Here is a 23,394-nt window from a genome sequence, read left to right as displayed (position 1 = left end):
GTTCTCCTGGTCGTGGTGGACGCCTCGCCCGCGCGTGGCGCGGGGACGCCACGTCTCGCGCAGGAAGCGACCGTCGACACCCTCGACAGCGGCCGCATCGTCGTGTCCAACCCCGCCCCCGGGCGGGGCGGGGGACCTGACGAGTGGCGCCTCGTCGAGGAACTCCGCCTCGGCCAGGTGGACGGGACCGGGCCGGAGGTCTTCGGGGATGTGCACGACGTCGCCGTGGACGAGAAGGGCCACATCTACGTGCTGGATGTCGCTTCGAAGGAGGTCCGCGTCTTCGACCGGGCGGGTCGCCATCTGCGAAACATGGCCCGCGACGGAGAGCGACCCGGCGAGTTTCGCTACTCCGGCTTCTCCCCTGTGTACCGTATCATCTGGCAACCTCCGAACCGGCTCTGGATCAGTGATCGCTATCAGCAGTTGAGTTTCGATTCGCTGGGGAATGAACTCAGCCGATCCGGCCAGCCCTTCGGCCCCGGGATGCCGATCAGCGGAGCCGCCTTGCAGCGTAGCTTGCGTGGCGGCACGATCGTCGCCGCCGATGCCCGCGGCTTCGTCTATCAGCAGGTGCACGTCAGCGACCGCGCCACTCAAGGAGACGAGACCGTCACGCATAGCCTCACGTACGGTGTGCGCCTCCCCGTCTACCCTGAACATCCGGACCCGGTCCTGCCGCAGGATTCTCTCCTGCTCGACAGCCGCGTCTCGACGAGCACCTCGGGAACAACAAGTCGGAGCGGCGCAACTATCTGGGTCGGAGGCGTCGTCAAGGTGACCATTCCGAGGCGTGTCTGGGCGTTCGGACGCAGCGGCACCGCGTGGCTGGCGAACAGGGCGGCCTACCGCTTCCACGAGGTCACGTTCGCCGGGGACACCGTCCGTACCGTCGAACTCGGCAACCCGCCCCCGCCCCCGCCGGACGGTTCCGACGAGTCGGAGTTCGAACCCCGGATTGTGGATCTGGAAGTGTCGCCGGAAGGCTGGCTCTGGGCCCGTCGCCACCAGGACGATCTGGACGTGGATCCGGCTTGGGATCTGTTCGACAACTGCGGTCGATACCGTGGCGATGTCTCCACGTCGACACGACTCGGGACGCCTCGCGGCAGGAACTGGGACTCGGACCCGATGGAACTCGGTGCAGAGGGCGTAATCCACGGAATCGCCCGGGATGCCTTGGACGTGAGTTATGTGCTCCGACTCCGCCTGGAGAGCGCGCGCGGCACCCCCATCGTCGCTGAGGAATGCCCTTGATGACCGGCGGCGGGTCCCCTTGGCACGGGCCGCAACGCGCGTGAAGAAACGACTTGGACGGCTGCGGTCTCCGCACCCGCTGACCCTGCTGACGGCCGCGATCCTCGCGGCCGCTGCCGGTTTCGGAGCCCCGAAACGCTATCCTCCGTGAGTAGGATGGATCTTGGGCTGGGAGGGGGAGGGGCGATTGGTAAAGCCGGCGTTTCGATCGCTTGAGTTGTTCACGGGGGCGGGCGGACTGGCCCTGGGAACGCACGCTGCCGGCTTCCGGCATACGGCCTTGCTCGATTGGAACCGCGACGCGTGCGCCACGCTGCGCGAGAACATCCGGCACGCCACCGTCCCCGGAGTCTCGGAGTGGAACGTTGTCGAGGGCGATGTCCGTGACAGCAACTACGCTTCGTTCGGTCGGGTCCAACTCGTAGCGGGCGGTCCGCCCTGCCAGCCCTTCAGCATCGGTGGCAAGCACCGTGGGATGAACGATCGACGGGACATGATCCCGGAGTTCATCCGCGCCATCCGCGAGGTTCAGCCTGCAGCGTTTATCTTTGAGAACGTCAAGGGGCTGACCCGCGCGGCTTTCCGTAACTACCTTTCCTACATTGAGTTGCGACTTCAACATCCCGAGGTTATCGCGCGACCCCATGACACTTGGGAGGATCATCTTGCTCGGCTGGAGGACGTACACACGCGCGGAACCCGTGAAGGGCTTCATTACCGAGTCGTTCGTCGTCTGCTGAACGCGGCCGACTACGGAGTGCCGCAGACTCGAGAACGCGTGTTCATCGTCGGCTTTCGGCGAGACCTCGATGTAGACTGGCACTTTCCCGAACCGACGCACTCTCGCGAGCGGCTTCACTACGACCAGTGGGTGTCGGGCGAATACTGGGAAGAGCGGAAGCTGGAGGCGCCCGACCCTCCCGCTCGCCTAGGCAGCGTCATCGGCCGGCTTCCCGCACTTTTTCCGCCCGAGGAGAAGCCTTGGGCCACGCTTCGTGACGCCATAGCGGGCCTGCCGCGACCGAGGGAGCATGGAGACACGCCCGGCGTGCTGTTCCACAGATTGCAGCCGGGAGCTCGAGCCTATCCGGGACATACGGGAAGTCCGCTCGATCTGCCGGCGAAGACCCTGAAAGCTGGCGTCCACGGCGTGCCGGGCGGCGAGAACATGATCGCGTTCCCGAGCGGGCGTGTGCGCTACCTTACAGTGCGCGAAGCGGCCAGGGTGCAGACGTTCCCCGACTCCTGGCGGTTCACGGGCAGTTGGACCGAGACCATGAGACAGCTTGGGAATGCCGTGCCGATGCGACTCGCCGTTGTGTTGGCGAGCAGCATCGCGGCTCGCTTGAGCCACGGCCATGCCTGAACACGAGCCCTGCGACCCCCTCGACTACGGCAATCTCACCGTCAATCTGGTCCGGGAGCTGATGACCCGGCCAGCCGTGAGTCTGCCGATACCGGACCGGTTTGCGGGCCCTGGCGTGTACGCGCTGTTCTACGACGGCGGCTCTGGTCCCTACGCATCATTGCGGTCACCTGACGCCGCGCAGCCGATCTAACGTCGGAAAAGCGGTGCCCCGAGGCGGGCGGAAAGGCGGAAGCGCTCCCGACGAGTCCGAGCCCGTGCTCTACCGCCGCATCGGAGAGCATGTGCGGTCTCTTGAAGCCGCCGACAATCTCCGGCTGGGGGACTTCACGTGCCGACACCTGGTGGTTGTTCCACTATGGATCACGATGGCCGAACGCTTCCTCATCGAACACTACCAGCCTTGCTGGAACGTCTGCATCGAGGGGTTTGGGATCCATGACCCCGGCAGCGGTAGACAAGCGAGTCAGCGTTCGTGGTGGGATACCCTCCATCCCGGCCGCACATGGGCGACCAACCTGTCTTCGCTCTTTCACCGCCGAGAGACGGGCTACCCCAGAAACGCCCTAACCCTCTCCGCCAGAGGATCGAGATCCTTGGTCTCGCACTCCCAGATGACCAGGATCTCCCAACCGAGTCGTCTCAGCGCAGCTTCCTTTGACCGATCGCGCCGCGCGTTACCGTCGAGCTTCTCTCGCCAGAAGTCTCGGCGCTCCGGTGACTTTGGAAGTCGATTCCGCGAACACCCCTCATGGCGGTGCCAGAAGCATCCGTGAACGAAGATCACCTTGCGGCGCGACCGAAACACGAGATCGGGGCGGCCGGGCAGATCCTCCGAATGAAGCCGATAACGGTAGCCCAGACCGTGGACAAGCCGTCGAACTCTCATTTCCGGTTTCGTGTCTCTGGAACGGATCCGGCTCATCCGTTCGCTCCGCTCGCGAACCGTCAGCGTATCGAGGCTGCTTCCTTCCATTCGGTTGTCCCGACTGTCCCCGGCTAATAGCGGCTACGGTGCTCCGTTCGTTCGCGTGGATCATGCCGGATGGGTGCTGCACGGGCCAGAGGACAGGGTGTTAGCCTCCACGGAGTCGCCGATTTGCCGCGTGTGGCGTGCCGGGAGCATCTTCGGCTTCCATGGTGACACTATCGACGTTCCGCGGACGGGTTGGCCGATGGGTGAGGAGGTTGCGCTTTCCGCACCCGCTTGCGCTGCTGACGGCGGTAGTCTTCGCGGCTGCAGCGCTGTCGTACGTCTTGCCGGCGGGGGAGTACGAGCGGCGGGACGATCCGGAGACCGGGCGCAGCATCGTCGTGCCGGGGACCTATCAAGAGGTCGAAGCCAACCGGATCGGGGTCTTCGACGCGATCGTCGCGATCCCGCGGGGGATGGCGGACCGAGCCGATGTCGTGTTCCTGATCTTCCTCATCGGCGGGGCGTTCGCCGTGTTCGACGCGACGGGAGCGCTCCGGAGGGGCATCGCCTGGCTCGTCGAGCGGCTGGAGGGGCGTGAGATCCTCGCGATCCCCGTCGTCTCCCTCGCGTTCGCGACGGGCGGCGTGACGGAAAACCTGCAGGAAGAGATCATCCCGCTGGTTCCAGCGCTGATGCTGCTCACGAAGCGGCTCGGGTACTCGCCGATGGTGGGAGTCGCGGTGAGCGCGGGCTCCGCCTTCGTGGGATCGGCCTTCAGTCCCATCAACCCGTTCCAGGTCCTGACCGCGCAGGAGGTGGCGGACGTGGCGCCGCTCTCGGGCAGCGGGTTCCGTCTGCTGTTCCTGGCCATCGCCCTCGGGCTCTGGATCTGGTGGACGATGCGCTACGCCGCGAGCACGCGAGTGGGTCCGGAGATGGGGGAAGAGTCGGGACGGGACGCAGCCGGACCGGAGGCGGCGATGGGTTGGAGGGACCTCACGATCTTCGGGATCGTGGCCTCCACCTTCGGCATCCTCGTGTGGGGGCTGCTCCGGCTGGGGTGGGACTTCGACCACATGTCCGCGCTCTTCTTCGTCATGGGTGTGGTGGTCGGCATCGTCGGGCGGCTGGGTATTACGGGGACGGCCGAGGCGTACGCGCAGGGCTTCAAGTCGATGGGGTACGCGGCACTTCTCATCGGCTTCGCCAACGCGATCTACGTCGTCATGGACGACGCGCGGATCATCGACACGATCGTGCGCGGCCTCTTCATCCCGCTCGCAGAGCTGCCGCTCGCGCTCTCGGCCATCGGCATGTCGGCCGCGCAGGGCGTGCTGCACTTCGCCGTGCCCAGTGTGAGCGGACAGGCGGTGCTCACGCTTCCGGTGCTCGTGCCGCTGTCGGACCTGCTCGGGCTCTCGCGACAGATCACGATCCTCGCCTACCAGTACGGAGCGGGGCTGTGCGAGCTGATCACGCCGACCAACGGCGCCCTGATGGCGATCCTGGCGGCGAGCGGCGTCCGCTACGAGGCGTGGCTGCGCTTCGTCGTCCCGCGCTACCTGATGCTGATGGCCTTGGGGGCCGTCGCCCTCGTCATCGCCATCGCGATCGGGTACAGCTGACGGTCGCCGCGTTCCCGCGGGAACGTTCCCCTCTGCATCTCCACGTCTGGCCACGTGCCCGTTGACGGCCGGTTCATACCGCTCTGCATCTCTGGCTCGCAATGGGAGGCGCCGCCCTCAGCCCGGTGCCGCCCGCGTCGGTTTCCGGAAACCGCCCCGACCGCGCTAGCTTGAATCAGGGAGGAGGAAGGCTTGACTCTGATGAAGACTCCAGGGCCGCGATGACCGACGTCGCCCTTGCGGTGGTTACCGCCGCCGGAACCGGCGCCTCCGTAATCCTCGTGCTCTGGCGGATCATTCGGGCCCTTCGCACGGACATGGCGACGGGGATCGCGGGCGTGCGCACGGAGATGGAGATGAAGGCCGAGATCGGTGGGGTCCGCTCGGACATGAAGGCGGCGATCGGCCAGCTCCGGAACAACGATCTGAAGCATGTGGAGACCAGAATAGAGCGAGTCGACCAACGGCTCACCGCCGCCATTGGCGAGGTCCGCGAGGAACTGCGCGGGCTCCGCTCGGACATGACGACGGCGGTCAGCGACATCCGGGCGGACATGCGCACGAATCAGCAGCAGGTTCTGGAAGCGATCCGCGCTATCCGGAACCCGCGCTGACACACCCCCCGCGTTCCCGCGGGAATGTTCGCCGTCAGAAACCACCTCGGTCAGCCTCGCAGACAGGGGAGATACCAAGCCACCGCGTTGCCCATCCCGCAGGACCCGCGGCGGTCCAGGCTTCGCCCGCTAGCCAGTCCATGGCCGGTTCCCCGATCGGCGCTCCCGGCGGCGCGGCCGGCGTCCCCGGCATCTCGTACGGTGCCGCCGGCTTGTCGAGGAAGCGCTCGATGTCGCGGTCGACCAGCTGCACGAAGGCCGCGTCCCTCTCCGGCGGCGGGTTGGCGGCCATCTCGGCTCTCAAGTCCACCAGCTTCCGGGTGGCAAGGGCCCGCACATGCGGCATGGGGGCGCGATCGGCGAGCGCCATGATCCGGTCCACGAGCACGCGGTAGGCCGCGAGGCGCAGTTCGGTGTGATAGAGCGTCTCGTTCGCCGCGGGGCGAACCGCGTCGACGAGCGTCGTCAGCGTTTCGCCGAGCCCCGGCAGCTGCGGGTCAAGCGCGTGTTGCTGCACGAGGCGGGCGGCCCGCGCCGGCTCGAGCACCTGCGACACCGTGTGGTCCGCCGCCACGACCGCGGGCGTGACCGCATCGAACGCGGGCCCCGTGTAGCGTGGGAAAGTCTCCCGTGAGCGACCGAAGCCGGGCGGCCGGGGCGGCAGCAGATCGAGCACCCCCGCTGGAATCGCGAGTTCTGCCGACCGCAGCGTCGCCGCCAACGCAGCGAGGGCCGCCCGTTGCGCATCGCCCGACACCCGCCGCATGGGCGTCCGCCCGTCGCCGCGGACCGCGTAGATGTATTCCAGCCCCCCGAGCATCGAGGCGGCCGCATCCACCTGATAGCGGTGGTGCATGTAGAGCGGAACCAGAGCCTCCTCGACCGTGACGATCGGCCGGCCGGCGCGGATCGCCGCCTCCCCGAATCGGTCCAGCGCGTGCCGCCGCACCTCCATCATCCGGTCGAGTTCCGCCGCCGCGTCCACCCCGTTCGACCACTGGTCGGCGCGCGCGTGGACCCCGATGTCCTGGTTCGTGAAGTAGATGATGTCCTCGTCCCACGCCTCGTCGAGGATCCGCCGCAACTCGGCGGCTTCGTCCGTCCCGGACGGGAAGTCCGAATATCCGTACGTGATCGCGACCTTGTCCCATTCTCCGATGTCCACGTCGTAGACTTCGGAGTAGTCGAGCCGGCCGTCATCGCCCAGCGTCACGAGCGGGTGCGGGTAGTCCATGACCGAGATCCGGCCGCCCTCGCTGTCGTAATAGTTGTGGCCGAGGCCGAGCGTGTGCCCCACCTCGTGCGCCGACAACTGCCGAATCCGCGCCAGCGCCCACGCGGCGATGTCCTCCGGCGCCTCGTCGCCGTTCGCGTAGGGGGAGAGCAGGCCCTCGGCGATGAGATAATCCTGCCGCCAGCGCAGCGAGCCGAGCGTCACGACGCCCTTGAGGATCTCGCCCGTACGAGGGTCCGTCACCGAACCGCCGGTGCTCCAGCCGCGCGTGGAGCGGTGCACCCAGTTGATCACGTTGTACCGCACATCGTGCGAACTCACGCCCTCCGGCAGCATCTCCACCTGAAAACCATCGCGGAACCCGGCCGCCTCGAAGGCCTGGTTCCACCACCGGCCCCCCTCGAGCAGCGCGGTCCGGATCGGCTCCGGCGCCCCCGGGTCCAGATAGTAGACGATGGGTTCGACGGGTTCGCTCATCGCCGCCGATGGATCCCGCTTCTCGAGTCGGTGCCGCCGGATGAACCGCTGCCGCATGTCCTCGCCCAGCGGCGCGGAGTAGTCCGCGTAGCTCATCGCCCCGAAGCCGGCCCTCGGATCGAACGCCCGCGGCGTGTATTCCCCCAGCTCCGGCAGCTGCACGAAGGAATGGTGCAGGCGGATCGTCGCGGCCTCTCCGGTCGAGGCCACATTTCCGACACCCTCGAACGCGCCGCCCCCGCCCCCGCCCCCGCCCCCGAAACCGCCGAAGCCGCCGCCCGCGCCCCCCGGCTGGCGGACGAAGGTGAGGGAGGCCTCGATCTCGGTGTTCTCCGGGAACCCCATCGTCATCGGCAGGTGGACCGCGCTCCGGCTCGCATCGAACCGGTACGTCCCCGGCCGCAGCCGCTGGGCCCAGTTGATCATGTCCCGGACCACGAAATCGGTCGCGTCGACGAGCACGCGCCCGTCCGTCTCCGCCGCCGCCGTGAAGCCCCACAGGGTAGAGGGGGCGAACGCATCCGTCACCGCCTGGACCTCGCGTGCGTCCGTGCTGCTCGCGCGGAAGCCGAGGTTCGGCTGGGTCAGCAGCACCTTGGGCCCCACCCGGTGGAAGCGCACGAGGCGCGAGCCGGCGAGCGCCCCCCGGTCGAGCCCGATGTCGTTCGACCCCAGACCCGAGGCGAGTCCCGTCATGTGGAGCATGTCGGTGTCCCAGCGGGAGATCTCCAGCCACAGCTTGCCGCTCGACGCCTCCCAGTACATGGGGACGAAGCCGTCGATCTCCCGCATCGAAGCCGTCTTTTCCTCGATCGAGGGGAGCTCGCCCCCGGAATCCTGCGCGGCCGTCGACGCCGGGACGAGGAAGAGAAGAAGAGTGACAAGACGCAGCCGGAAACGGGTCACGGAGTACACGGACGCCTCCTGAAGACAGAAACGGGTCGGCTCCCCCCGCGAAGTCGGAGGGGAGAGGCTACACATTAGGTCGGATGCGGGCGCAGAGGGAGCGGGTTAGCGGTCGATTGCCGCCGTCACCTCTCCGATGATGTCGGACAGATACGCGCTGATGTCCCCCGGGCTCGGCCCCAGCCGGACGATGACGAGGTCGTACGACGGGATGATGACCGTGTACTGTCCCATGAATCCGGCGGACCAGAAGGCGTCCTCCGGCGCGCGGGGGAGCGAGCCGCCACGGTTGAGCCAGAACAGTCCGCCGTATTGCCGCTCTTCGGCGCCGGGGGCCGGCGTGCTGACGAAGTCCACCCACCCCTCCGGAAGGATGCGGTCGCTTCCACCACCCGGGGTTGGCCACACGCCGTCCCACAGGTGGAGGAGGCCGAACCGGGCCCAGTCCCAGGCGCTCCCGTAATCGTAGCCGCTGATGATGAAATTGCCCCAGGCGTCCGTCTCGAGAACGTAGTTCCTGGCCCCGATACGGTCGAACAGGATGCGCTGTGGGTAACTGAGCCAGTCCTCCCCGCGCGCCTCGACAGCCTGTCGGACGATGCGGTTGGCCGTGAGAGGGTCGGAATTCCGGTAGCGGAAGATCTCCCCCGGGGCGCGGTCCATCGGTTGATCGATGGCGTGCTCGAACACGTCGATGCCCTCGAAGTAGATCCGGAAATGTTCGTTGTCGTGCGTCCAGGAGTCCTCGTTCCCAAGGCCAAGGTTCAGAAAATCCAGCCCCGAACTCATGTTGAGCACGTCGCGGAGGCGGATTTCGCGCCGCGGGTCGCCCTCGCCGTGCCATTCGGGGACTGGCGCCGGGTCGTCGAGTCCGGCCTCGAGGTGGCCGGCCTGGATCGCGGCCCCGGCCAGCGCGCTCGCGACGCTCTTGCCCTGGGACCATGAAATCTGCGGCGTATTGCGCGTGAAGCCGGGCGCGTAGCGCTCGCCGAGGATCTTCCCGGCGTAGATGACGACCAGCGCGCGGGTGTTGTGCTCGCTCTGGGCCATCGTCCAGTCGAGCGCCGCCTCCAGCGCGTCCATGTCGACCTCCGCGGGCGTCGGGTCGTGGTACGCGCCCACATCGCCGGTGGGCCAGTCTGTCACCTCGGGATCCGGGCTGCGTCGCTCGACGACCTGCGGCTCGTAGGTCACGTCCTCGAGTCCGGCCGGAAGGACCGTGCACCCCTGATCGCCATTGTACTCGGCCGATCGCGTCCCGAAGTCCTCCCCGGAGACCGAGGCCGTCCGTGTCTCGAAGTTCACGGCAACCTCGAAGTCGTCCTGCCATTTGAAGATGTCGAAGCGCCGAATATCCTGTGCCACGACCTCCTCGACCGAGCGTTCGTAGTCGCGGCCGACGACGAACACGCCCGAACAGATGTGGTGGGCGGCCATCCCGGCGATGTGACCGCGCACATGGGCCGCATCGGAGGCGCCGGACTCCCCGACTTCGGCCGCGTCGGACGCCGCAGCCTCGACCCCCTCCTCCGCCCCGCAGGCGGAAGACAGGAGGACGGCCGTGAGGATGGACAGAACCCGGGATGGATGACGAGTGCGCATGCGAACCCCCATTCGGCTGACCCGGCCGATCCGGCCGGTCCGGCGCGGGATTCCGTGCCGGCCACCCGTAGCTGAGCGCCTCGCAAGCCCCCGGCGCAAGGGTCGTAACGTTTGCGGGGCCGCGCGTGTCGTGTGGAAAGAGGCCGCGCGCGGCGCGTCACGATGCGCGAGCGCATGCGCCCGGCAAGGCGTGTAGAACACGGTCGGAAGGGAGAAGTCGGATGAGAAAGATGCTTGGGACGTTCGCCCTCATATTGATCGCGGTCGCCGCCGCGGCGCCGCTGGAGGCTCAGGCCCAGCGGGGAGGCCGTGGGTTCGGCATGAGCCTCGACGACCAGATGACGGCGCTCACGGAGCGACTCGAACTCGACGAGGAGCAGGTCGTGAAGGTCCGCGAGATCCTCCAGGCTCAGGTGGAGAGCCGCCGCGAGCGGTTCCAGGGAGTGCGCGGTTCCATGGACCGGGACGCCATGATGGCGATGATGCGGGAGATGCAGGAGGAGACGGAAACCCGGCTCGCCGAGGTACTGACCGACGAGCAGATGGAGAAGTACCGGGAGTACGTCGCCGAACAGCAGCAGCGGCGCGGCCCACCGCTGTTCTGATCGGCGTCCCCCGGGCTACCTCGAGGCTGGCGCCCGCACCGTCGCCGGCCTCGGGCCGCCCTTCGGCGCCCGCCCCCGCTGGACCAGCACGACCGCCGCGACGATGATCACGCTCCCCACCAGCATCGGCAGCGTGAAGGCCTCGTCGGCCAGCCACCACCCCAGGAACAGCGCCACGACCGGATTGACGTAGGCGTACGTCCCGGCCGCCGCGGGCCGAACGTTGCGCAGGAGCCACATGTAGGCGGAGAAGGCGACGATCGACCCGAAGACCGTCAGGTAGAGCAACGCCCACCACGACCTGGCCGCGATGTCGGCGAGAGACTGGCGGCCGAACTCCCCGGCGACGAGGGCGCTCAGCAGCAGCACCGCGCCACCCGCGGTCATCGTGAGCCCGGTTCCGTACAGCGGAGGAGAGGGCAGGGCCGACCGCCGGTTGTACATTGAGCCGACGGCCCAACTCAACGAGGCGACGAGGATGAGGAGGGCGCTCAGCAGCACCTGTTCCGAGGACGCGCCGCCGACCCCGATCTCCGCGTTCGAACCGCTGATGAGGACGACGACGCCCGCGAGCCCGAGCAGCAGTCCCAGGACCTCGAGGGGACGCGCCGTCTCCCGGTCCGGCCCCAGCCGCGCGATCGCGACGAGCCACAGCGGCACCGTCGCCACGAGCAGGGCCGTCAGCCCCGAGGGCATGTACAGTTCGGCCCAGCACACGAGCCCGTTGCCGCCGACGACCATGAACACCCCCGAGATCGTCGCCGCCCTCCACTCCGCGGGCTTCGGGGCGGGCGCGCCCCGCACGCGCGACACGACCGTGAGGATGAGGCCCGCCGTGAGAAACCGGACGCCGCCCAGGATGAACGGCGGGATCGTCTCCACCCCGAAACGGATCGCGAGATAGGTCGATCCCCAGACCAGGTACACCGCCGCGAACGCGAGCAGCAGATGCCGGTCGAAGCGTTACGGGCGTTCAAGGAAGCACTCGCGGGTGTGTGGCTTCATATGCGTGGGAGAGAGGTCTCTTGAAGACGGACTCTGCCTTCCCATAGGGAGGAGAGATTGCCGGCGACTGCCCCAATGGGATATCATCCGGCCGATGATCACGGTGGTCGAGACTCCGACCTTCTCCCGCCAGGCCGACAAGCTCTTTCGGGAGGAGGAGAAGCGCGAACCGATCAACTTCCTTGCGGAGAACCCGCTCGCGGGCGAGGTGATTCCCGGGACGGGCGGTGTCGGAAAGTTGCGCTTTGCGGCTTCAGGGCGGGGCAAGAGCGGAGGTGCCCGGGTCATCTACTACTATCTGGATGACACGGCGCCAATCTACGCGCTGCTCGCCTATCCGAAGGCGGGGAAGACCGATCTGACACCGGATCAACAGCGGCAAGTCGCGTCTCTGGCCGTTGCGATCAAGGCCATATGGAGGGAGCCGAAATGAGCACCTTTGGCGAAGACCTGATCCAGTCGCTCAACGAGGCTGTCGCTCACGCGAGGGGGGAGGGTCCCGGTGTCCTGCACACCTCCGTCGTGCCGCGAGAGGTTCGAGAGGCCGCGAACCTGACCCAGGCGCAGATGGCGCCGCTGATGGGAATGAGTCTTTCCGGTTACCGAAAATGGGAGCAAGGAACGCGGCGAGTCAGCGGTCCGGGTGCGACGCTTCTGCGCGTCATCCAGAAGGAGCCCGAAGCGGTCAAGCGCGCGCTGCTCTCAGCGGATCCGGGATAGCGCCCGGTCGCGGGCGCGGGTGAACGCGTAGATCGCGAGGCCGACGGCGATCAGGCCGAGTCCCAGCCCCGCCTCCAGGGGGCGCTCGATGAGGATGTACGTCAGCGTCCAGCCCGTGACCGTCAGGAAGACCAACGGCGTGATCGGATACCCCCACGTCCGGTAGGGCGGGTCGGCTCCGGGCCTGGTTCCCGCGCTTGGCCCGGCGTCCGCTTCCCCTGCGGGCACCGGCGCTCCTCGCCGCCGCAGCACGAACACGCCCGCCGCGGCGCACAGCGTGTTCAGGCCCATCGTGAATCCCGAGAAGACGAGGATCGTCTCGAACGACTCCGTGAGGATGAAGGCGAGGCTGATCACCCCCTGCGTGTAGATCGCCACGGCCGGAATCCCCCGAGCGTTCGACCTCCTGAGGAACCGGAACGTCGGGTAGTCCCCTCCGATCGCGTGCAGGACGCGCGGACCCGCCAGCACCATGGCGCTCACGGTGGAGACCAGGAGCAGGGCGAGCGTGATCCCCATCATGTCCGCGCCCCGCGGACCGAAGATGTGCGTCGCCGCGATGTACCCGACCTCGAGCCGTCCCACCAGTTCCTCCGCCGGCGCGGCGCGGAGGAAGACGTAATTGAGGCCGACGTACAGCACCATCACGAGCAGCGTCCCGGCCCCGAGTGCGCGCGGCAGAATTCGGCGCGGGTCACGGAGCTCGCGGGTCACGTAGGTCGCGGCGTTCCACCCCGAGTAGGAGTAGGAGACGAAGATGAGCGAGACCGCGAACCCTCCCGACAGGATGCTCGAGACCCCCGCCGCCGAGGGCAGGAAGTCGAGCGGCTGGGGCTCGGTGACCAGCGATACCCCTGCCGCGCAGAAAGCTATGATGAGCGCGACCTTTAGCGTGGTCGTCCAGCGCTGGAAGCCGCCCGACGTCCGGTGCGTGCTCGCGTGCACGAGCGACAGCACCACGACCAGCCCGACGGCCAGCCACCGCGCCGGCAGCGCCGGGAAGACCGACGACAGGTAGGTGCCGAAGGTGATCGCGGCGAGCGCGGTCGGGGCCGCGAACCCGATCGTGGCCGAGATCCACCCGGAGACGAAGCCGGCCGCCGGGTGGTAGATGTGGGACAGGAAGGCGTACTCACCGCCCGACCGCCGGATGGTGGAGCCGAGTTCGGCGTAGGTGAGCGCCCCGCACACGGCCGCCACCCCGCCCACGATCCACAGCATCAGCAGCGCGAAGCCCGACCTGAGGTCCTCGAGCTGGAACCCGAGACTGGTGAAGACCCCGGTCCCCACCATGTTCGCGACGACGACCGCGATCGCCGTATGGAGCCCGAAGCCGGCTTCGTCTCCGGACCGGGCCCGTCCGCGCGCGATGTTCAGGGGATCGCCTCGTTCAGGGGACGGGCTCCGCCAGCCCCGCCTCGCTCACGAGGAGGAGGAGTCCGGCCTGGATGGCGAGGTGACCATCGCGGTTGATCCACCATTCACCGGGCGAATGGGCCCCGCTCCCGATGCCGCCGCTCCCGATCGTCACGGCGGGAATCCCGAGCGCGATCGGAATGTTGGAGTCCGTCGAAGAACGGGCAAGCTCCGGCTCTCCGCCGAACAGGCGCACGACTTCGCTGGCCCGTTGAACGAGCGGGTGGTCGTCCGCGACCTCACCCGAGGGCCGGTCCCCGATCTGCTCCAGGTCGAGTTCGATCTCGGGCCCGTCACGGCGCAACGCGTTCTCCTCGGCCAGCGCCCGCCACATGGCGTCCCGGAAGGCGGCGTCGATGCGCGCGAGGCTCTCCTCGCTCACGGAACGCATGTCCACTTCCATCCAGGCTTCGAACGGGATCGCGTTGACCGACGTCCCGCCACCGACCCGCCCCACGTTGTAGCTCGTGCGCGGCCCCGACCGTGTGAGGGTGTCCGCCACATCCTGGAAGTGGCGGATCGCGCGGCCGAGCGCATGGGCCGGGCTCGCAAGCCCGAACGCTCCCCACGAGTGGCCGCCGGGCCCCCGGAACGTGACGCGGAAGCGATGGGAACCCAGCCCCTGGTTCACGATTCTCCCCAGCCCGCTCCCGTCCACGTCGATCCACGTGTGGATCGGGTCCGCCCCTTCCCGGAAGAGGTACTTCATCCCGCGCAGGTCGCCGAGGCCCTCCTCCCCGACCGTCCCGATGAAGCGCACGTCCGCCTCCGTCTCGATCCCGCTCGCCTCGAGCGCCCGGAGGACGGTGAGGACCGCCATGAGGCCGCGCGTGTCGTCGCCGATCCCGGGCGCGAAGAGCGTGTCCCCGCGCTGCGTGACGGTCACGTCGATGTCCTCAGGGAACACCGTGTCCAGATGTCCGGAGAGGGCGACGGTCCTCCGACCTCCGTCCGCCGTCGATCCGCGTGCGCCGCCCCGGCCGAAGCGGATCGCCACGACGTTCCCCTCCTCGTCGATGAACACCGAGTCGGCCCCGGCCTCGCGAAGCCACTCCGCGTAGACACGCGCCCGCTCGTCCTCCATGAACGGGGGCGCCGGTATCTGGGTGAGTTCGATCAACTCGCGGATCGTTCCGGGATCGACTCCCTCGATGAAGCCGAGGGCTCGCTGCACCGCGGGATGTTCGGCGAGGCTCCGGACCTCTTCGGCCGGCGTCTGGGCGCTCAGCCCGGCCGGGTCGGCCGCGGGGAGGGTGCCGCCGGCGAGGGCCGAGGCGATGGACGCGCGAACGATTGGGGCGATCGGTGCGTGCATGACGTGTGGGTCTCCCGGATTTCGGGCCTTCACGGCGACTCCCGTCGGCCGCCGGGGCGCAGGACGTCGGCTTCCGCGAAGGTATCCGGCGCCGCGCCCCACGCCAGAGCGTTCGCGCGGCGGTCGTCTCCCCCTTCGCGCGCCCGATGCCCGGTGCCGCTCGGCCGGCGCCCGGGGATCAGTTCCCGAAGCGGGCCAGGATCCAGTCGGAGATCGTGTCGAGGAAGCCGTCCACGAAGGCCTTATCGAGCACGCCGTATTCCGTGTTCGATCCCGTCGTCGCGGCTTGGAAGAGGTGATTCGCGCGCGGGAGAACCTCGATCGTCACGTCCGGGTTGCCCGACAGCGCCTCGGCCATCGGTCCCCGGTTCTGCCCGGGAAGCACCTGGAGATCCAGCCCGCCGAACAGCGCCAGGACCGGGACCCGCGTCCGCCGGAGAGCCCCGGCGGGATCGTAGGTGAGGAAATGCCGGAACCAGGGGGATTGAAGCGCGTTGATCTGCTGGTCGATCTGTATCTGCACGTAGCCGTCGATGTCCGAGATCGGCGCGCGCTGCGCCTCGGAGAGCCGGTCGATCGCTGCCCGGATCTGCGCCGCGAACTCCTCGCGGTGTGCGTCCAGATCCTCGCCCGCCTCCATCGCCGCGAACAGTCGTCGCTGGAACCCGGTCGTCCATACGATGTCCTCTTCGTGCGCCCCGGCGGCCCGGGAGAGAGCGGCCGCCTGCTCGTAGATCACTTCAGCCCCGGTCACGCTCGTGCCGGCCAGCAGCACGACGAAGCGGACCGCGTCCGAGCGCGATGCGGCGATCGGGGCCACCGATGCGCCTTCGCTGTGGCCCACGAGGCCGATCCGCCCCGGATCGATGTCCGCGTGTTCGGACAGACGGGCGATCCCGGCCAGCGCGTCCCCTGCGAAGTCGGAGGTCGTGGACTGCGCGACGTTCCCCGTGGAGCCGCCGACCCCCCGGTCGTCGTAGCGCAGGACCGCGATCCCGCGGCGCGTGAGATGGTCGGCGATGATCCGGAAGATGGGGAAGCCGACCAGTTCCTCGTCACGGTTCTGCGCTCCCGACCCCGTGATCATGACCACCGCCGGGAACGGTCCCGTCCCCTCGGGCAGGGTCAGCGTGCCCTCCAGGTGGATGTCGCCGTTCTCGAACGAGACCTCCTCCTCGCGGTACGGGACGGGCTCCTCGGGCTCCGGCTCCATCACCTCCGCCCGCTCGATGGCGAACGTCCCGGTGGCGACGCCCTGCGTGAAATCGCCCTCGATCCTGTCCCCGTCGAGCGCCCCATCCCAGACGGCGAGTCCGATCCTGGCCCGAAGTTCGAAGTGTACGCGGCCGTCCGCGTATGACACGGTGGTGAGGGGCAGGCCGAGGGCGGCCCTGGACGGGGATGTCCATCGTCGCCGCCAGCGCTCCGTCCGCCGTCTCGAACGTGACGGAGAACGGCAGTTCGCCCGTCGGCAGGACAACGGACCCGGCCCACCTGCCCTCGACGCCGGTGTTCGGTTCCTGCGCCAGCGCCGGCGTAGAGAGCGCGCACCCGGCGGCCGTCCACAGGCCCAGCGTCCCGGGGATGGCGAGGCCCTCGAAACGGCGGCGGGCCGTTCTTCCGACGGTCATGCCTCGTCCTTCTCGACTCTCACGGCCGTGCCGTAGACCACAATCTCGGCCGTTCCGCCCATCACGTAGGCTGTGGAGAAGCGCACGCAGAGGATCGCGTTCGCCCCGAGGTCGGCCGCCTCCCGTTCCATGCGGTCGATCGCCTGTTCGCGCGACTCGGCCATCATCTTCGTGTACTCCTGGATTTCGCCTCCGACCACGCTCTTCAGGCCCGCCAGGATGTCTCGGCCCAGGTGGCGCGCCCGAATCGTGCTCCCGCGGACCAGCCCGAACTCCTCCACGATCCGGTGTCCGGAAAGGTCGTTTCGAGAAGAAATGATCATCGGACCAGATCCTTGTACGGGTCACTCTTCCGCAGGAACAGGCGCTCGCGAACCACGGACACGAAGAGGATCACGAGACCGGCCACGAGCGCGAGCACGCCCCAACGAACATAGACGGGCATCGTGGTGTCACGAATCACCTCCCTCACGAGGGTCCACAGCCCCCACGTCCCCACCGTGATGGTTCCCAGCGAGACCAGGACCCAGCCGATGCCGCGTTCGAGCCGCCGGTAGACGTGCTCCCAGTAGTTGTCCCAGGTCTCTCCGGGGGGTTTCAACGGAGTCATGGTGTCGGTGACCTCCTTCAGGCGCTGAAACGTCTCCAACTCGTCGCGAAGATCCGGGTCGGCCTCGAGCGCCGACTCGAGTTCGAGGCGCGCCTTCCCCGAGATCTCCCGGTCCACTTCGGCCATCATGAGATGGCGCACTCGCTCTTCGGGCGGCATCCCGTTCCCTTCCTCCATCGTGTCATCCATCGTCGCGCGCCTCCCGCCGGACGGGCCGGGCCCGCGCGGTCTCGATCTCACGCGCCAGGGACCGCCGCGCCCGGTAGAGGCGGGACCTCACGGTTCCGATGGGAATCCCCAGCAGTTCAGCGATCTCCCGGTAGCGCAGCCCCTCGAACTCGCGCAACACGAGCGCCTCGCGCTCCCGCTCCGCAAGGCGCTCGATGGCCGCCGCCACCCGGTCGCGCAGCTCGGCGCGCTCGACCGCCTTTTCCGGACTGAGCGGCTGCGCTCCCATCGTCGTATCGGCGAGCCAGCTTCCGACCTTCTCCAGCTTCTGGCGGCAGGACCGCTGGTCGCGCGTATGGTTGAAACAAAGCCGTCGGATGATCTGATAGAGCCACGGGAAGAAGGGACGCTCGGCGTCGATCGTGGCTCGGGCGCGGAAGGCCCTGGCGAAGGCCTCCTGAGAGAGATCGAGTGCATCGGCGTGGTTCCCCACCAGACCGAGCGCCGTATAGTAGGCACGTTGCATGTATCGTGTGACGAGTTCGCCGAAGGCCGCTCGCTCGCCGCTCTGCGCGCGAAGAACGAGCGTCCGGTCAGTCACCTCCGAGCTGTTCAAATGTGGCTCCCATTGCCGTGGGCATCCCTCGCTGACCTGTTCGCGTCGCGAAGAATACACGAAGCCGCGAGCTTTATTCGCCGCATGTGCCGCCGGTGGCGGGCGCGGCGCCGCGCCCGAGGATCCGGGAATCGAACACAGGACCGAAACACAGGATCGAGACACAGGATGAACGAGTTTCCGGTCGGAGCAACCCTGCGGCCCGAGGTGGTCCCGTCACGCTGGACCCTCATGCGGGACGTGGGCGTGTTTCAGCTCAAGCTGTTCCTGGATGGACTCCGGGACGCGGCGCTCATTCCGGCGTCGCTGGCCATAGCCCTGCTGGACCTGTTGGGGCTGGGGCCCCGAGCCGGCCAACAGTTCTATCTGTTGCTGGAGCTCGGCCAGCGGACGGAGTACTGGATCAACCTGTTCGGCGCCGCCAGGCACGCGGAGGCTCTGGCGTCACCCCCGCGACCGGGAATGGATGTGCTGGTCGACCGCCTGGAGCGGCTCGTCGTGCAGGAATACGAGCGCGGGGGGATGACGGCGTCGACGAAGGACGCGGTGGACCGTGCTCTGGATGGTCTCACGAAGCCTGGACCCGCTGGCCGAACTCCTCCCGGGGGGTCGACGTGAGCCGGAGTTCCGCCGAGCGCGCGTGCGCCTCCAGGCCCTCCAGCCGGGCGAGAGCGGCCGTGTCCAGAAGCAGGCCCTCGTAGGCGTCGTCTTCCGGCGCCATCGACAGCCAGGACGGCCGGCGCAGGAACGAGAACACCGAGAGACCGGAGTCGAAGGCGGCCGCGCCCGAAGTGGGGAGGGTGTGGTTCGGTCCGGCCCCGTAGTCTCCCGCGGCCTCGGGCGTGGCCCCGCCCAGGAAGAGCGATCCGTAGCGTTGGACGCGCCCGGCGAGCGACTCGGCCAATTCTCCGTGCAGGTGGAGGTGCTCCGCCGCCACCGCGTCGCAGATCGCGGCGGCTTCGTCGGCGTCGGCGGCGAGGAGGGCGCCACCGGCCGCCAGGGCCTGGCGCGCGATCGTCGCGGTCGGGAGCGTGGCCAGCTGCCGCCCGGCCTCGGCGCGCACCGCCTCGACGGTCGATTCGTCGAACGCGCACAGGAGCGGGACGGCGTCCGGGTCGTGTTCGGCCTGGGCTAGCAGATCGGCCGCGACGCGCGCCGGGTCGGCGTCCGGCGAGGCGACGACGAGCAGCTCGGAGGGACCGGCGATGGTGTCGAGGCCGACCCGGCCGTAGAGGAGCCGCTTGGCGGCGGTGACGAAGCGGTTGCCCGGCCCCACGATCTTCTCGCAACGGGGCACGCCGCCGACCCCGAACGCGAGCGCCCCGATCGCCTGCGCACCCCCGACCGCCAACACGCCGTCGGCGCCGGCGATGAGGGCCGCGGCCTGCATCGCCGGCGTCGGGCGCGGCGCGGCGACCCAGACAGACCCGACCCCCGCCACGCGCGGGGGAATGGCCGTCATGAGCACGGAGGAAGGGAGCGGGAAGCGGCCTCCCGGCGCGTAGCAACCGACGGTCTCGACGGGAACGAGCCGATGTCCGGCGCGGCCGCCCGCGACGGGGGTGTCGACATCGGATGCGGAGGCCAACTGGGCCTCGGCGAACGCGCGGATCCTGTCCGCCACGCGCCGCAGCAGACCGCGGACCCCGGGGTCGAGTGCGTCGTGGACCCGGGTCAGAGCGGCCCGGTCGATGAGCAGTTCGTCGCCGGGCGCGAGATCGCCGAGCCGTTCGGCGTGCTCGCGCAGCGCGGGCTCGCCCCGCCGCTCGACATCGTCCAGGATCGCGCCGGCGACCCGGAGCGCCTCGGGGTCGCGCGCGACCGAGCGCACGGCCCGCACGGCCTCCTCGAGGCCGATTGATGGCAGGATGCCGTCCGCCGCCGCGCCAGCGGCGGGGGCGCGGGCGGGCTGCCCGGTCGGGGATGCCGGCGGCCGTGGGGTCCGACGCCGCACCTTGAGCGCGCGGCGCGTGAGCTCGCGACTCACGTCCTCGAGCGACCCGCCGGCCTCCAGCAGCCGGGTGAGGGCGAAGTAGCACAGGTCGGCGAACTCGGACACCGCCTCACCCTTCGACCCGGCCGTCGCGAGTTCGTCCGCCTCCTCGACGAGCTTTCCACGCAGAAACGCCGGATCGCGGGCGAGCCGAGCGGTCAGGGAGCCGGGCTCCGGGGCGCCGAGTCGCTCGCGGAGCCGGGCTTCGAGTCCGGGGAGCCCGATCAGCCCGGGGGACACGACGGAGTCGAAGCAACTCGTGGCGCCGGTGTGGCAGAAGCCCGGGCCGCGCTGCCGCACCGTGAAGCGCAGCGCATCGCGGTCGCAGTCGACGGCCACGCGCACGAGTTCCTGCGTGGCGCCCGATGTCTCGCCCTTCCGCCACAGCCCCCGCGAGCGGCTCTGATAGATGCCCCGCCGCTCCTCGATGGCCGCCCGCAGGCTCTCCGGGCTCGACCACACGAGACCCAGGACGCGGCCGTCCACAGCCTCCACCACCGTCGGCCACAACCCGTCGGGGCGGTCGGACGTCAGGGGCGCGGAGACGGCGTCCGCGAGCTTCATGCGACCGCTGTAGATCGCCATCCCGACCTGGGCGTCCGCGCCGAGCCGGTCGAGTTCGGCGATCTCCGAACTCTCGCGGACGCCACCCGCCACCGTGATCCGGGCCGATCCCGCCGCCTCGAGGAGCGGTGGCACGCGCTGGAGAGGGATCCCGCCGAGCGTGCCTTCGACCTCGACGAAAGTGACCAGATAGCCGCCCGCGAGGCCGTCGAGTTCCCTCATCCGGCCGAGGACATCGCGCCCCGTCCCGCGCCGCCATCCCTCGACGACGACCTCGCCATCGCGGGCGTCGAGCGCCGCGATCACGCGTTCCGGGGGAAGTCCGTCGAGCACTTCAGGGTTCGCCGCGGTACCCAGGATCACCCGCCGCGCGCCGGCGTCGAGCCAGTCGAGGGCCGCCTCGCGCGACCGGATGCCGCCGCCCACGCGGCACGGCGCGAGCTGAAGCAACTCGTGGATGACTGCGGCGTTGTCACCCCGGCCGAGCGCCGCGTCGAGGTCGATGACGGCGATCTCCCCCGCGACCGAGAAACGCTCCGCCAGCGGCCGCGGATCGCCGGCGTCGATTTCGAGCTTCGAGCCCTGCCGAAGCTGCACCGCCCGCCCGCCCATGAGGTCGATCGACGGGACGATCATCGCCGCACCGCGACGCCGAGCTGTTGCAGCCGATCCTTGAGCCGGCCGATCGACCAGTCGCCCTGGTGGAAGATCGACGCCGCGAGCACCGCGTCCGCGCCGGCGTCGACCGCCGCGCGCATGTGGCCCGGGTTCGCTCCACCGCCGGAGGCCACGATCGGGAGCGGGACCACCCGGCGGATCGCCCCGATCAACGCCAGGTCGTAGCCGCTCCGCGTCCCGTCGCGGTCGAAGCTCGTGAGGAGGATCTCGCCCGCGCCCAGTTCCGCCGCCCGCCGAGCCCATTCCGCCGCGTCGAGCCCGGTGCGGTTGCGGCCGGAGTGGGTCAGCACCTCGAAGCCGCTCGAACAGGCGTCCGGTGCCGAGCCGGAAGCGTCCAGCGCGAGGACCGCGCACTGGGCCCCGAAGCGCGCCGAGATCTCCGACAGGAGAGCGGGCCGCTCGACGGCCGCCGTATTCACCGCGACCCGGTCGGCCCCGGCCAGGAGGAGGTCCCGCGCGTCCTCCGCGGTTCGCACGCCTCCGCCGACCGTGAGAGGGATCGAGATCTCGTCCCGCACCCGGCCGATCGTCTCGGACCGGGCCAGGCGCCCGTCCGCGGTGGCCGAGACATCGAGGATGACGATCTCATCCGCCCCTTCGTGCTCGTAGCGTCGGGCCAGTCGGGCCGGGTCCCCCTGATCCGCGAGGTTGGCGAAGCGGATGCCCTTCACGACCCGACCGTCCTTCACGTCGAGGCAGGGGATGACGCGGACGTTCAGCATGCGGCCGCCAGCCGGACCCGCGTCCGGCTCCCGTCGTGCGCCTCGGCCGCCGGAGTCTGCTCGAGCCATCGGCCCAGCAGGGCCGCGCCGGTCTTCCCCGACAACTCCGGGTGGAACTGGCACGCCAGTACGCCGCCTCGTTCGAGCCCGGCCACGAAGCGGGTCCCGTGGAGGCCGATCGCGCCGGTCCAGTCGGGCGGCACCGCTTCCAGTCGATAGGAGTTGGCGAAATAGAAGATGCCTGAGCGCAGGAAGACGGCGTCGGCCGGGGCCGTGATCCGGTTCCAGCCCAGTTGCGGAACGCGGCACCCTCCCGCCAACCGTACCGTCCGGCCGGGGACGCAGCCGAGCCCGGGGATGCCGGGAGCTTCGTCGCTCCACTCGCACAGCAACTGCAGCCCGAGACAGATGCCGAGTGTGGGCCGCAGCTCCCGGATCCGCCGGCGCAGCGCCTCGTCCCATCCCTGCCGCCGCAGTTCGGCCAGGCCGTCCGCGAACGACCCCACGCCCGGAAGGACGACGTACTCGGCGTCCCTGATGTCGGTCGCCGAGTCCAGGACGCGGGGCGTCCTCCCCAGCCGCCGGAACGCGGCCACGACCGTCTCCAGGTTCGCCACCCCGGTGGGGACGATGCCGACCTCGTACCCTCCCGTCGCCACGCGCGCGGCGCTCATCGGGACACCGTCTCGAGCGCCTCGACCCTCGAGTCCCCGCCCGAGCCGAGGACACCCTTCGTGCTCGGGATCCCCGCCGTGGAGCGTCGTGCGACCGCCTCGCCGAGCGCCAGCCCGAACGCCTTGAACGCGGCCTCCGCGCGGTGGTGGTCGTTGTCTCCGCGAATCACGTCGAGGTGAAGCGTCAGCCGGGCCGCCGTCGCGACCGAAGCGAAGAAATGCGACAGGTTCTCGGTCGCGACGGTTCCCAGCATCTCGCGCCGAAGTCCGAGGTCCACGCTCGCGAACGGCCGGCCCGAGAGGTCCACGACGGCCCGCGCGAGCGCTTCGTCGAGCGGCGCGTAGGCGTAACCGAAGCGGCGGATTCCGCTCCTTTCCCCGAGCGCGTCCCGCAGCGCATCCCCGAAGACGAGCCCGCAATCCTCCACCGTATGGTGGTCGTCGACGTTCAGATCCCCCCGGGCGCGGAGTTCCAGCGTCATCCCGCCGTGAAAGGCTGCCGCCCCAATCATGTGATCGAGGAAGGGCAACCCGGTGTCGACGTGGCCGGGTCCGCGGGAATCCAGGTTGACCCGGATCTCGACACGGGTCTCGAGCGTCCGCCGCGATCGTTCCCCCGTGCGGGGGGCCTCTCCACCGTTCGTACTCATCGGAATCCTCTGCAGCTGTTCGTCGAAGCC

At 69.2% G+C, this 23,394-nt stretch carries 22 protein-coding genes and 1 pseudogene; 9 read left to right on the top strand and 14 right to left on the bottom strand.

What is annotated here, in order from left to right:
• The first annotated feature begins 12 nt into the window (after positions 1 to 12).
• The 3 genes and pseudogenes from ACPXY0_RS13745 to ACPXY0_RS13735 form a co-directional block, all read left to right on the top strand.
• Positions 13 to 1,257, top strand: coding sequence for a hypothetical protein (locus ACPXY0_RS13745; protein WP_423925470.1), 1,245 nt, complete (start codon positions 13 to 15; stop codon positions 1,255 to 1,257).
• A 163-nt stretch (positions 1,258 to 1,420) separates the two neighbouring features.
• A complete protein-coding gene (locus tag ACPXY0_RS13740; RefSeq protein ID WP_423925468.1) occupies positions 1,421 to 2,623 on the top strand; it encodes a DNA cytosine methyltransferase in 1,203 nt (400 codons plus the stop codon).
• A gap of 206 nt (positions 2,624 to 2,829) precedes the next feature.
• Positions 2,830 to 3,138 (top strand): annotated as a pseudogene (locus ACPXY0_RS13735) (Eco29kI family restriction endonuclease); the annotation flags it as partial.
• A 35-nt stretch (positions 3,139 to 3,173) separates the two neighbouring features.
• Here the strand turns inward: ACPXY0_RS13735 and ACPXY0_RS13730 are convergent.
• Positions 3,174 to 3,599 carry a very short patch repair endonuclease gene (locus ACPXY0_RS13730; RefSeq protein ID WP_423925466.1) on the bottom strand — a complete coding sequence of 142 codons (426 nt, stop codon included), beginning with the start codon at positions 3,597 to 3,599 and terminating at the stop codon, positions 3,174 to 3,176.
• 212 nt (positions 3,600 to 3,811) lie between these two features.
• On the opposite strand from ACPXY0_RS13730, the gene ACPXY0_RS13725 reads away from it, so the two are divergent.
• Both ACPXY0_RS13725 and ACPXY0_RS13720 read left to right on the top strand, forming a co-directional pair.
• Complete coding sequence (locus ACPXY0_RS13725) at positions 3,812 to 5,164, top strand: YfcC family protein (RefSeq protein WP_423925464.1); 1,353 nt, start codon at positions 3,812 to 3,814, stop codon at positions 5,162 to 5,164.
• A 221-nt stretch (positions 5,165 to 5,385) separates the two neighbouring features.
• Complete coding sequence (locus ACPXY0_RS13720; protein WP_423925462.1) at positions 5,386 to 5,778, top strand: hypothetical protein; 393 nt, start codon at positions 5,386 to 5,388, stop codon at positions 5,776 to 5,778.
• Between the two features lie 34 nt (positions 5,779 to 5,812).
• On the opposite strand, the gene ACPXY0_RS13715 is transcribed toward ACPXY0_RS13720, so the two are convergent.
• A complete protein-coding gene (locus ACPXY0_RS13715; RefSeq protein ID WP_423925460.1) occupies positions 5,813 to 8,404 on the bottom strand; it encodes a zinc-dependent metalloprotease in 2,592 nt (863 codons plus the stop codon).
• 96 nt (positions 8,405 to 8,500) lie between these two features.
• Positions 8,501 to 9,997: a serine hydrolase domain-containing protein gene (locus tag ACPXY0_RS13710; RefSeq protein WP_423925459.1), complete on the bottom strand. Its 1,497-nt coding sequence runs from the start codon at positions 9,995 to 9,997 to the stop codon at positions 8,501 to 8,503.
• A gap of 221 nt (positions 9,998 to 10,218) precedes the next feature.
• On the opposite strand from ACPXY0_RS13710, the gene ACPXY0_RS13705 reads away from it, so the two are divergent.
• Positions 10,219 to 10,602: a hypothetical protein gene (locus ACPXY0_RS13705; RefSeq protein WP_423925457.1), complete on the top strand. Its 384-nt coding sequence runs from the start codon at positions 10,219 to 10,221 to the stop codon at positions 10,600 to 10,602.
• Positions 10,603 to 10,617: 15 nt separating this feature from the next.
• Here the strand turns inward: ACPXY0_RS13705 and ACPXY0_RS13700 are convergent, their stop codons facing one another.
• Positions 10,618 to 11,547, bottom strand: a complete 930-nt coding sequence (locus ACPXY0_RS13700) for an EamA family transporter (protein WP_423930687.1) — start codon at positions 11,545 to 11,547, stop codon at positions 10,618 to 10,620.
• A 154-nt stretch (positions 11,548 to 11,701) separates the two neighbouring features.
• Here ACPXY0_RS13700 and ACPXY0_RS13695 point away from each other — a divergent pair, with 154 nt between their 5' ends.
• Together ACPXY0_RS13695 and ACPXY0_RS13690 are read left to right on the top strand one after the other, a co-directional pair.
• Positions 11,702 to 12,040, top strand: a complete 339-nt coding sequence (locus tag ACPXY0_RS13695) for a type II toxin-antitoxin system RelE/ParE family toxin (RefSeq protein WP_423925455.1) — start codon at positions 11,702 to 11,704, stop codon at positions 12,038 to 12,040.
• Positions 12,037 to 12,327, top strand: coding sequence for a helix-turn-helix domain-containing protein (locus ACPXY0_RS13690; protein WP_423925453.1), 291 nt, complete (start codon positions 12,037 to 12,039; stop codon positions 12,325 to 12,327). The genes ACPXY0_RS13695 and ACPXY0_RS13690 overlap by 4 nt, the downstream gene beginning before the upstream one ends.
• Here ACPXY0_RS13690 and ACPXY0_RS13685 read toward each other — a convergent pair.
• From ACPXY0_RS13685 to ACPXY0_RS13660, 6 genes are all read right to left on the bottom strand, one after another.
• Positions 12,310 to 13,698, bottom strand: a complete 1,389-nt coding sequence (locus tag ACPXY0_RS13685; RefSeq protein ID WP_423930685.1) for an APC family permease — start codon at positions 13,696 to 13,698, stop codon at positions 12,310 to 12,312. The genes ACPXY0_RS13690 and ACPXY0_RS13685 overlap by 18 nt on opposite strands.
• 19 nt (positions 13,699 to 13,717) lie before the next feature.
• Positions 13,718 to 15,058 (bottom strand): M20/M25/M40 family metallo-hydrolase, encoded by a 1,341-nt coding sequence (locus ACPXY0_RS13680; RefSeq protein WP_423925451.1) that lies wholly within the window; start codon positions 15,056 to 15,058, stop codon positions 13,718 to 13,720.
• A 178-nt stretch (positions 15,059 to 15,236) separates the two neighbouring features.
• Complete coding sequence (locus ACPXY0_RS13675) at positions 15,237 to 16,421, bottom strand: alpha/beta hydrolase family protein (RefSeq protein WP_423925449.1); 1,185 nt, start codon at positions 16,419 to 16,421, stop codon at positions 15,237 to 15,239.
• A 264-nt stretch (positions 16,422 to 16,685) separates the two neighbouring features.
• On the bottom strand, positions 16,686 to 17,012 hold the full coding sequence (locus tag ACPXY0_RS13670; protein ID WP_419940311.1) for a YbjQ family protein: 327 nt from the start codon (positions 17,010 to 17,012) through the stop codon (positions 16,686 to 16,688).
• Positions 17,009 to 17,488 carry a hypothetical protein gene (locus ACPXY0_RS13665; protein ID WP_423925447.1) on the bottom strand — a complete coding sequence of 160 codons (480 nt, stop codon included), beginning with the start codon at positions 17,486 to 17,488 and terminating at the stop codon, positions 17,009 to 17,011. Before ACPXY0_RS13665 ends, ACPXY0_RS13670 begins: the two co-directional genes overlap by 4 nt.
• A complete protein-coding gene (locus ACPXY0_RS13660) occupies positions 17,481 to 18,068 on the bottom strand; it encodes an RNA polymerase sigma factor (protein WP_423925445.1) in 588 nt (195 codons plus the stop codon). The genes ACPXY0_RS13665 and ACPXY0_RS13660 overlap by 8 nt, the downstream gene beginning before the upstream one ends.
• A 183-nt stretch (positions 18,069 to 18,251) precedes the next feature.
• Between ACPXY0_RS13660 and ACPXY0_RS13655 the strand changes: the two genes are divergently transcribed.
• Positions 18,252 to 18,701, top strand: a complete 450-nt coding sequence (locus ACPXY0_RS13655) for a hypothetical protein (protein ID WP_423925443.1) — start codon at positions 18,252 to 18,254, stop codon at positions 18,699 to 18,701.
• Here the strand turns inward: ACPXY0_RS13655 and hisD are convergent.
• Genes hisD through hisB form a run of 4 tightly spaced genes read right to left on the bottom strand, consistent with a single transcriptional unit; the run spans position 18,652 to position 23,364 of the window.
• Complete coding sequence (gene hisD, locus ACPXY0_RS13650; RefSeq protein WP_423925441.1) at positions 18,652 to 21,276, bottom strand: histidinol dehydrogenase; 2,625 nt, start codon at positions 21,274 to 21,276, stop codon at positions 18,652 to 18,654. The genes ACPXY0_RS13655 and hisD overlap by 50 nt on opposite strands.
• The gene (gene hisF, locus ACPXY0_RS13645) at positions 21,273 to 22,040 is read right to left on the bottom strand and encodes an imidazole glycerol phosphate synthase subunit HisF (protein ID WP_423925439.1); all 768 of its coding nucleotides are present in this window, start codon (positions 22,038 to 22,040) and stop codon (positions 21,273 to 21,275) included. Before hisF ends, hisD begins: the two co-directional genes overlap by 4 nt.
• A complete protein-coding gene (gene hisH, locus ACPXY0_RS13640; RefSeq protein ID WP_423925437.1) occupies positions 22,034 to 22,714 on the bottom strand; it encodes an imidazole glycerol phosphate synthase subunit HisH in 681 nt (226 codons plus the stop codon). Before hisH ends, hisF begins: the two co-directional genes overlap by 7 nt.
• Positions 22,711 to 23,364 carry an imidazoleglycerol-phosphate dehydratase HisB gene (hisB, locus tag ACPXY0_RS13635; RefSeq protein ID WP_423925435.1) on the bottom strand — a complete coding sequence of 218 codons (654 nt, stop codon included), beginning with the start codon at positions 23,362 to 23,364 and terminating at the stop codon, positions 22,711 to 22,713. Before hisB ends, hisH begins: the two co-directional genes overlap by 4 nt.
• Positions 23,365 to 23,394 lie beyond the last annotated feature (30 nt).

The organism is Candidatus Palauibacter sp., from assembly GCF_965237495.1.
In the GTDB taxonomy this organism is placed as follows: Bacteria; Gemmatimonadota; Gemmatimonadetes; order Palauibacterales; family Palauibacteraceae; genus Palauibacter.
The sequence above is the reverse complement of the archived record's forward strand: the minus strand, read 5'-3'. Positions and strand labels throughout refer to the sequence as shown.

Bases quoted from the DNA above. Each gene is read 5' to 3' on its own strand.
- ACPXY0_RS13730 (WP_423925466.1), bottom strand. From the start codon at position 3,599: ATGGAAGGAAGCAGCCTCGATACGCTGACGGTTCGCGAGCGGAGCGAA.
- ACPXY0_RS13720 (WP_423925462.1), top strand. From the start codon at position 5,386: ATGACCGACGTCGCCCTTGCGGTGGTTACCGCCGCCGGAACCGGCGCC.
- ACPXY0_RS13710 (WP_423925459.1), bottom strand. From the start codon at position 9,997: ATGCGCACTCGTCATCCATCCCGGGTTCTGTCCATCCTCACGGCCGTC.
- ACPXY0_RS13705 (WP_423925457.1), top strand. From the start codon at position 10,219: ATGAGAAAGATGCTTGGGACGTTCGCCCTCATATTGATCGCGGTCGCC.
- ACPXY0_RS13695 (WP_423925455.1), top strand. From the start codon at position 11,702: ATGATCACGGTGGTCGAGACTCCGACCTTCTCCCGCCAGGCCGACAAG.
- ACPXY0_RS13690 (WP_423925453.1), top strand. From the start codon at position 12,037: ATGAGCACCTTTGGCGAAGACCTGATCCAGTCGCTCAACGAGGCTGTC.
- ACPXY0_RS13680 (WP_423925451.1), bottom strand. From the start codon at position 15,058: ATGCACGCACCGATCGCCCCAATCGTTCGCGCGTCCATCGCCTCGGCC.
- ACPXY0_RS13670 (WP_419940311.1), bottom strand. From the start codon at position 17,012: ATGATCATTTCTTCTCGAAACGACCTTTCCGGACACCGGATCGTGGAG.
- ACPXY0_RS13665 (WP_423925447.1), bottom strand. From the start codon at position 17,488: ATGGATGACACGATGGAGGAAGGGAACGGGATGCCGCCCGAAGAGCGA.
- ACPXY0_RS13655 (WP_423925443.1), top strand. From the start codon at position 18,252: ATGAACGAGTTTCCGGTCGGAGCAACCCTGCGGCCCGAGGTGGTCCCG.
- hisD (WP_423925441.1), bottom strand. From the start codon at position 21,276: ATGATCGTCCCGTCGATCGACCTCATGGGCGGGCGGGCGGTGCAGCTT.
- hisF (WP_423925439.1), bottom strand. From the start codon at position 22,040: ATGCTGAACGTCCGCGTCATCCCCTGCCTCGACGTGAAGGACGGTCGG.
- hisH (WP_423925437.1), bottom strand. From the start codon at position 22,714: ATGAGCGCCGCGCGCGTGGCGACGGGAGGGTACGAGGTCGGCATCGTC.
- hisB (WP_423925435.1), bottom strand. From the start codon at position 23,364: ATGAGTACGAACGGTGGAGAGGCCCCCCGCACGGGGGAACGATCGCGG.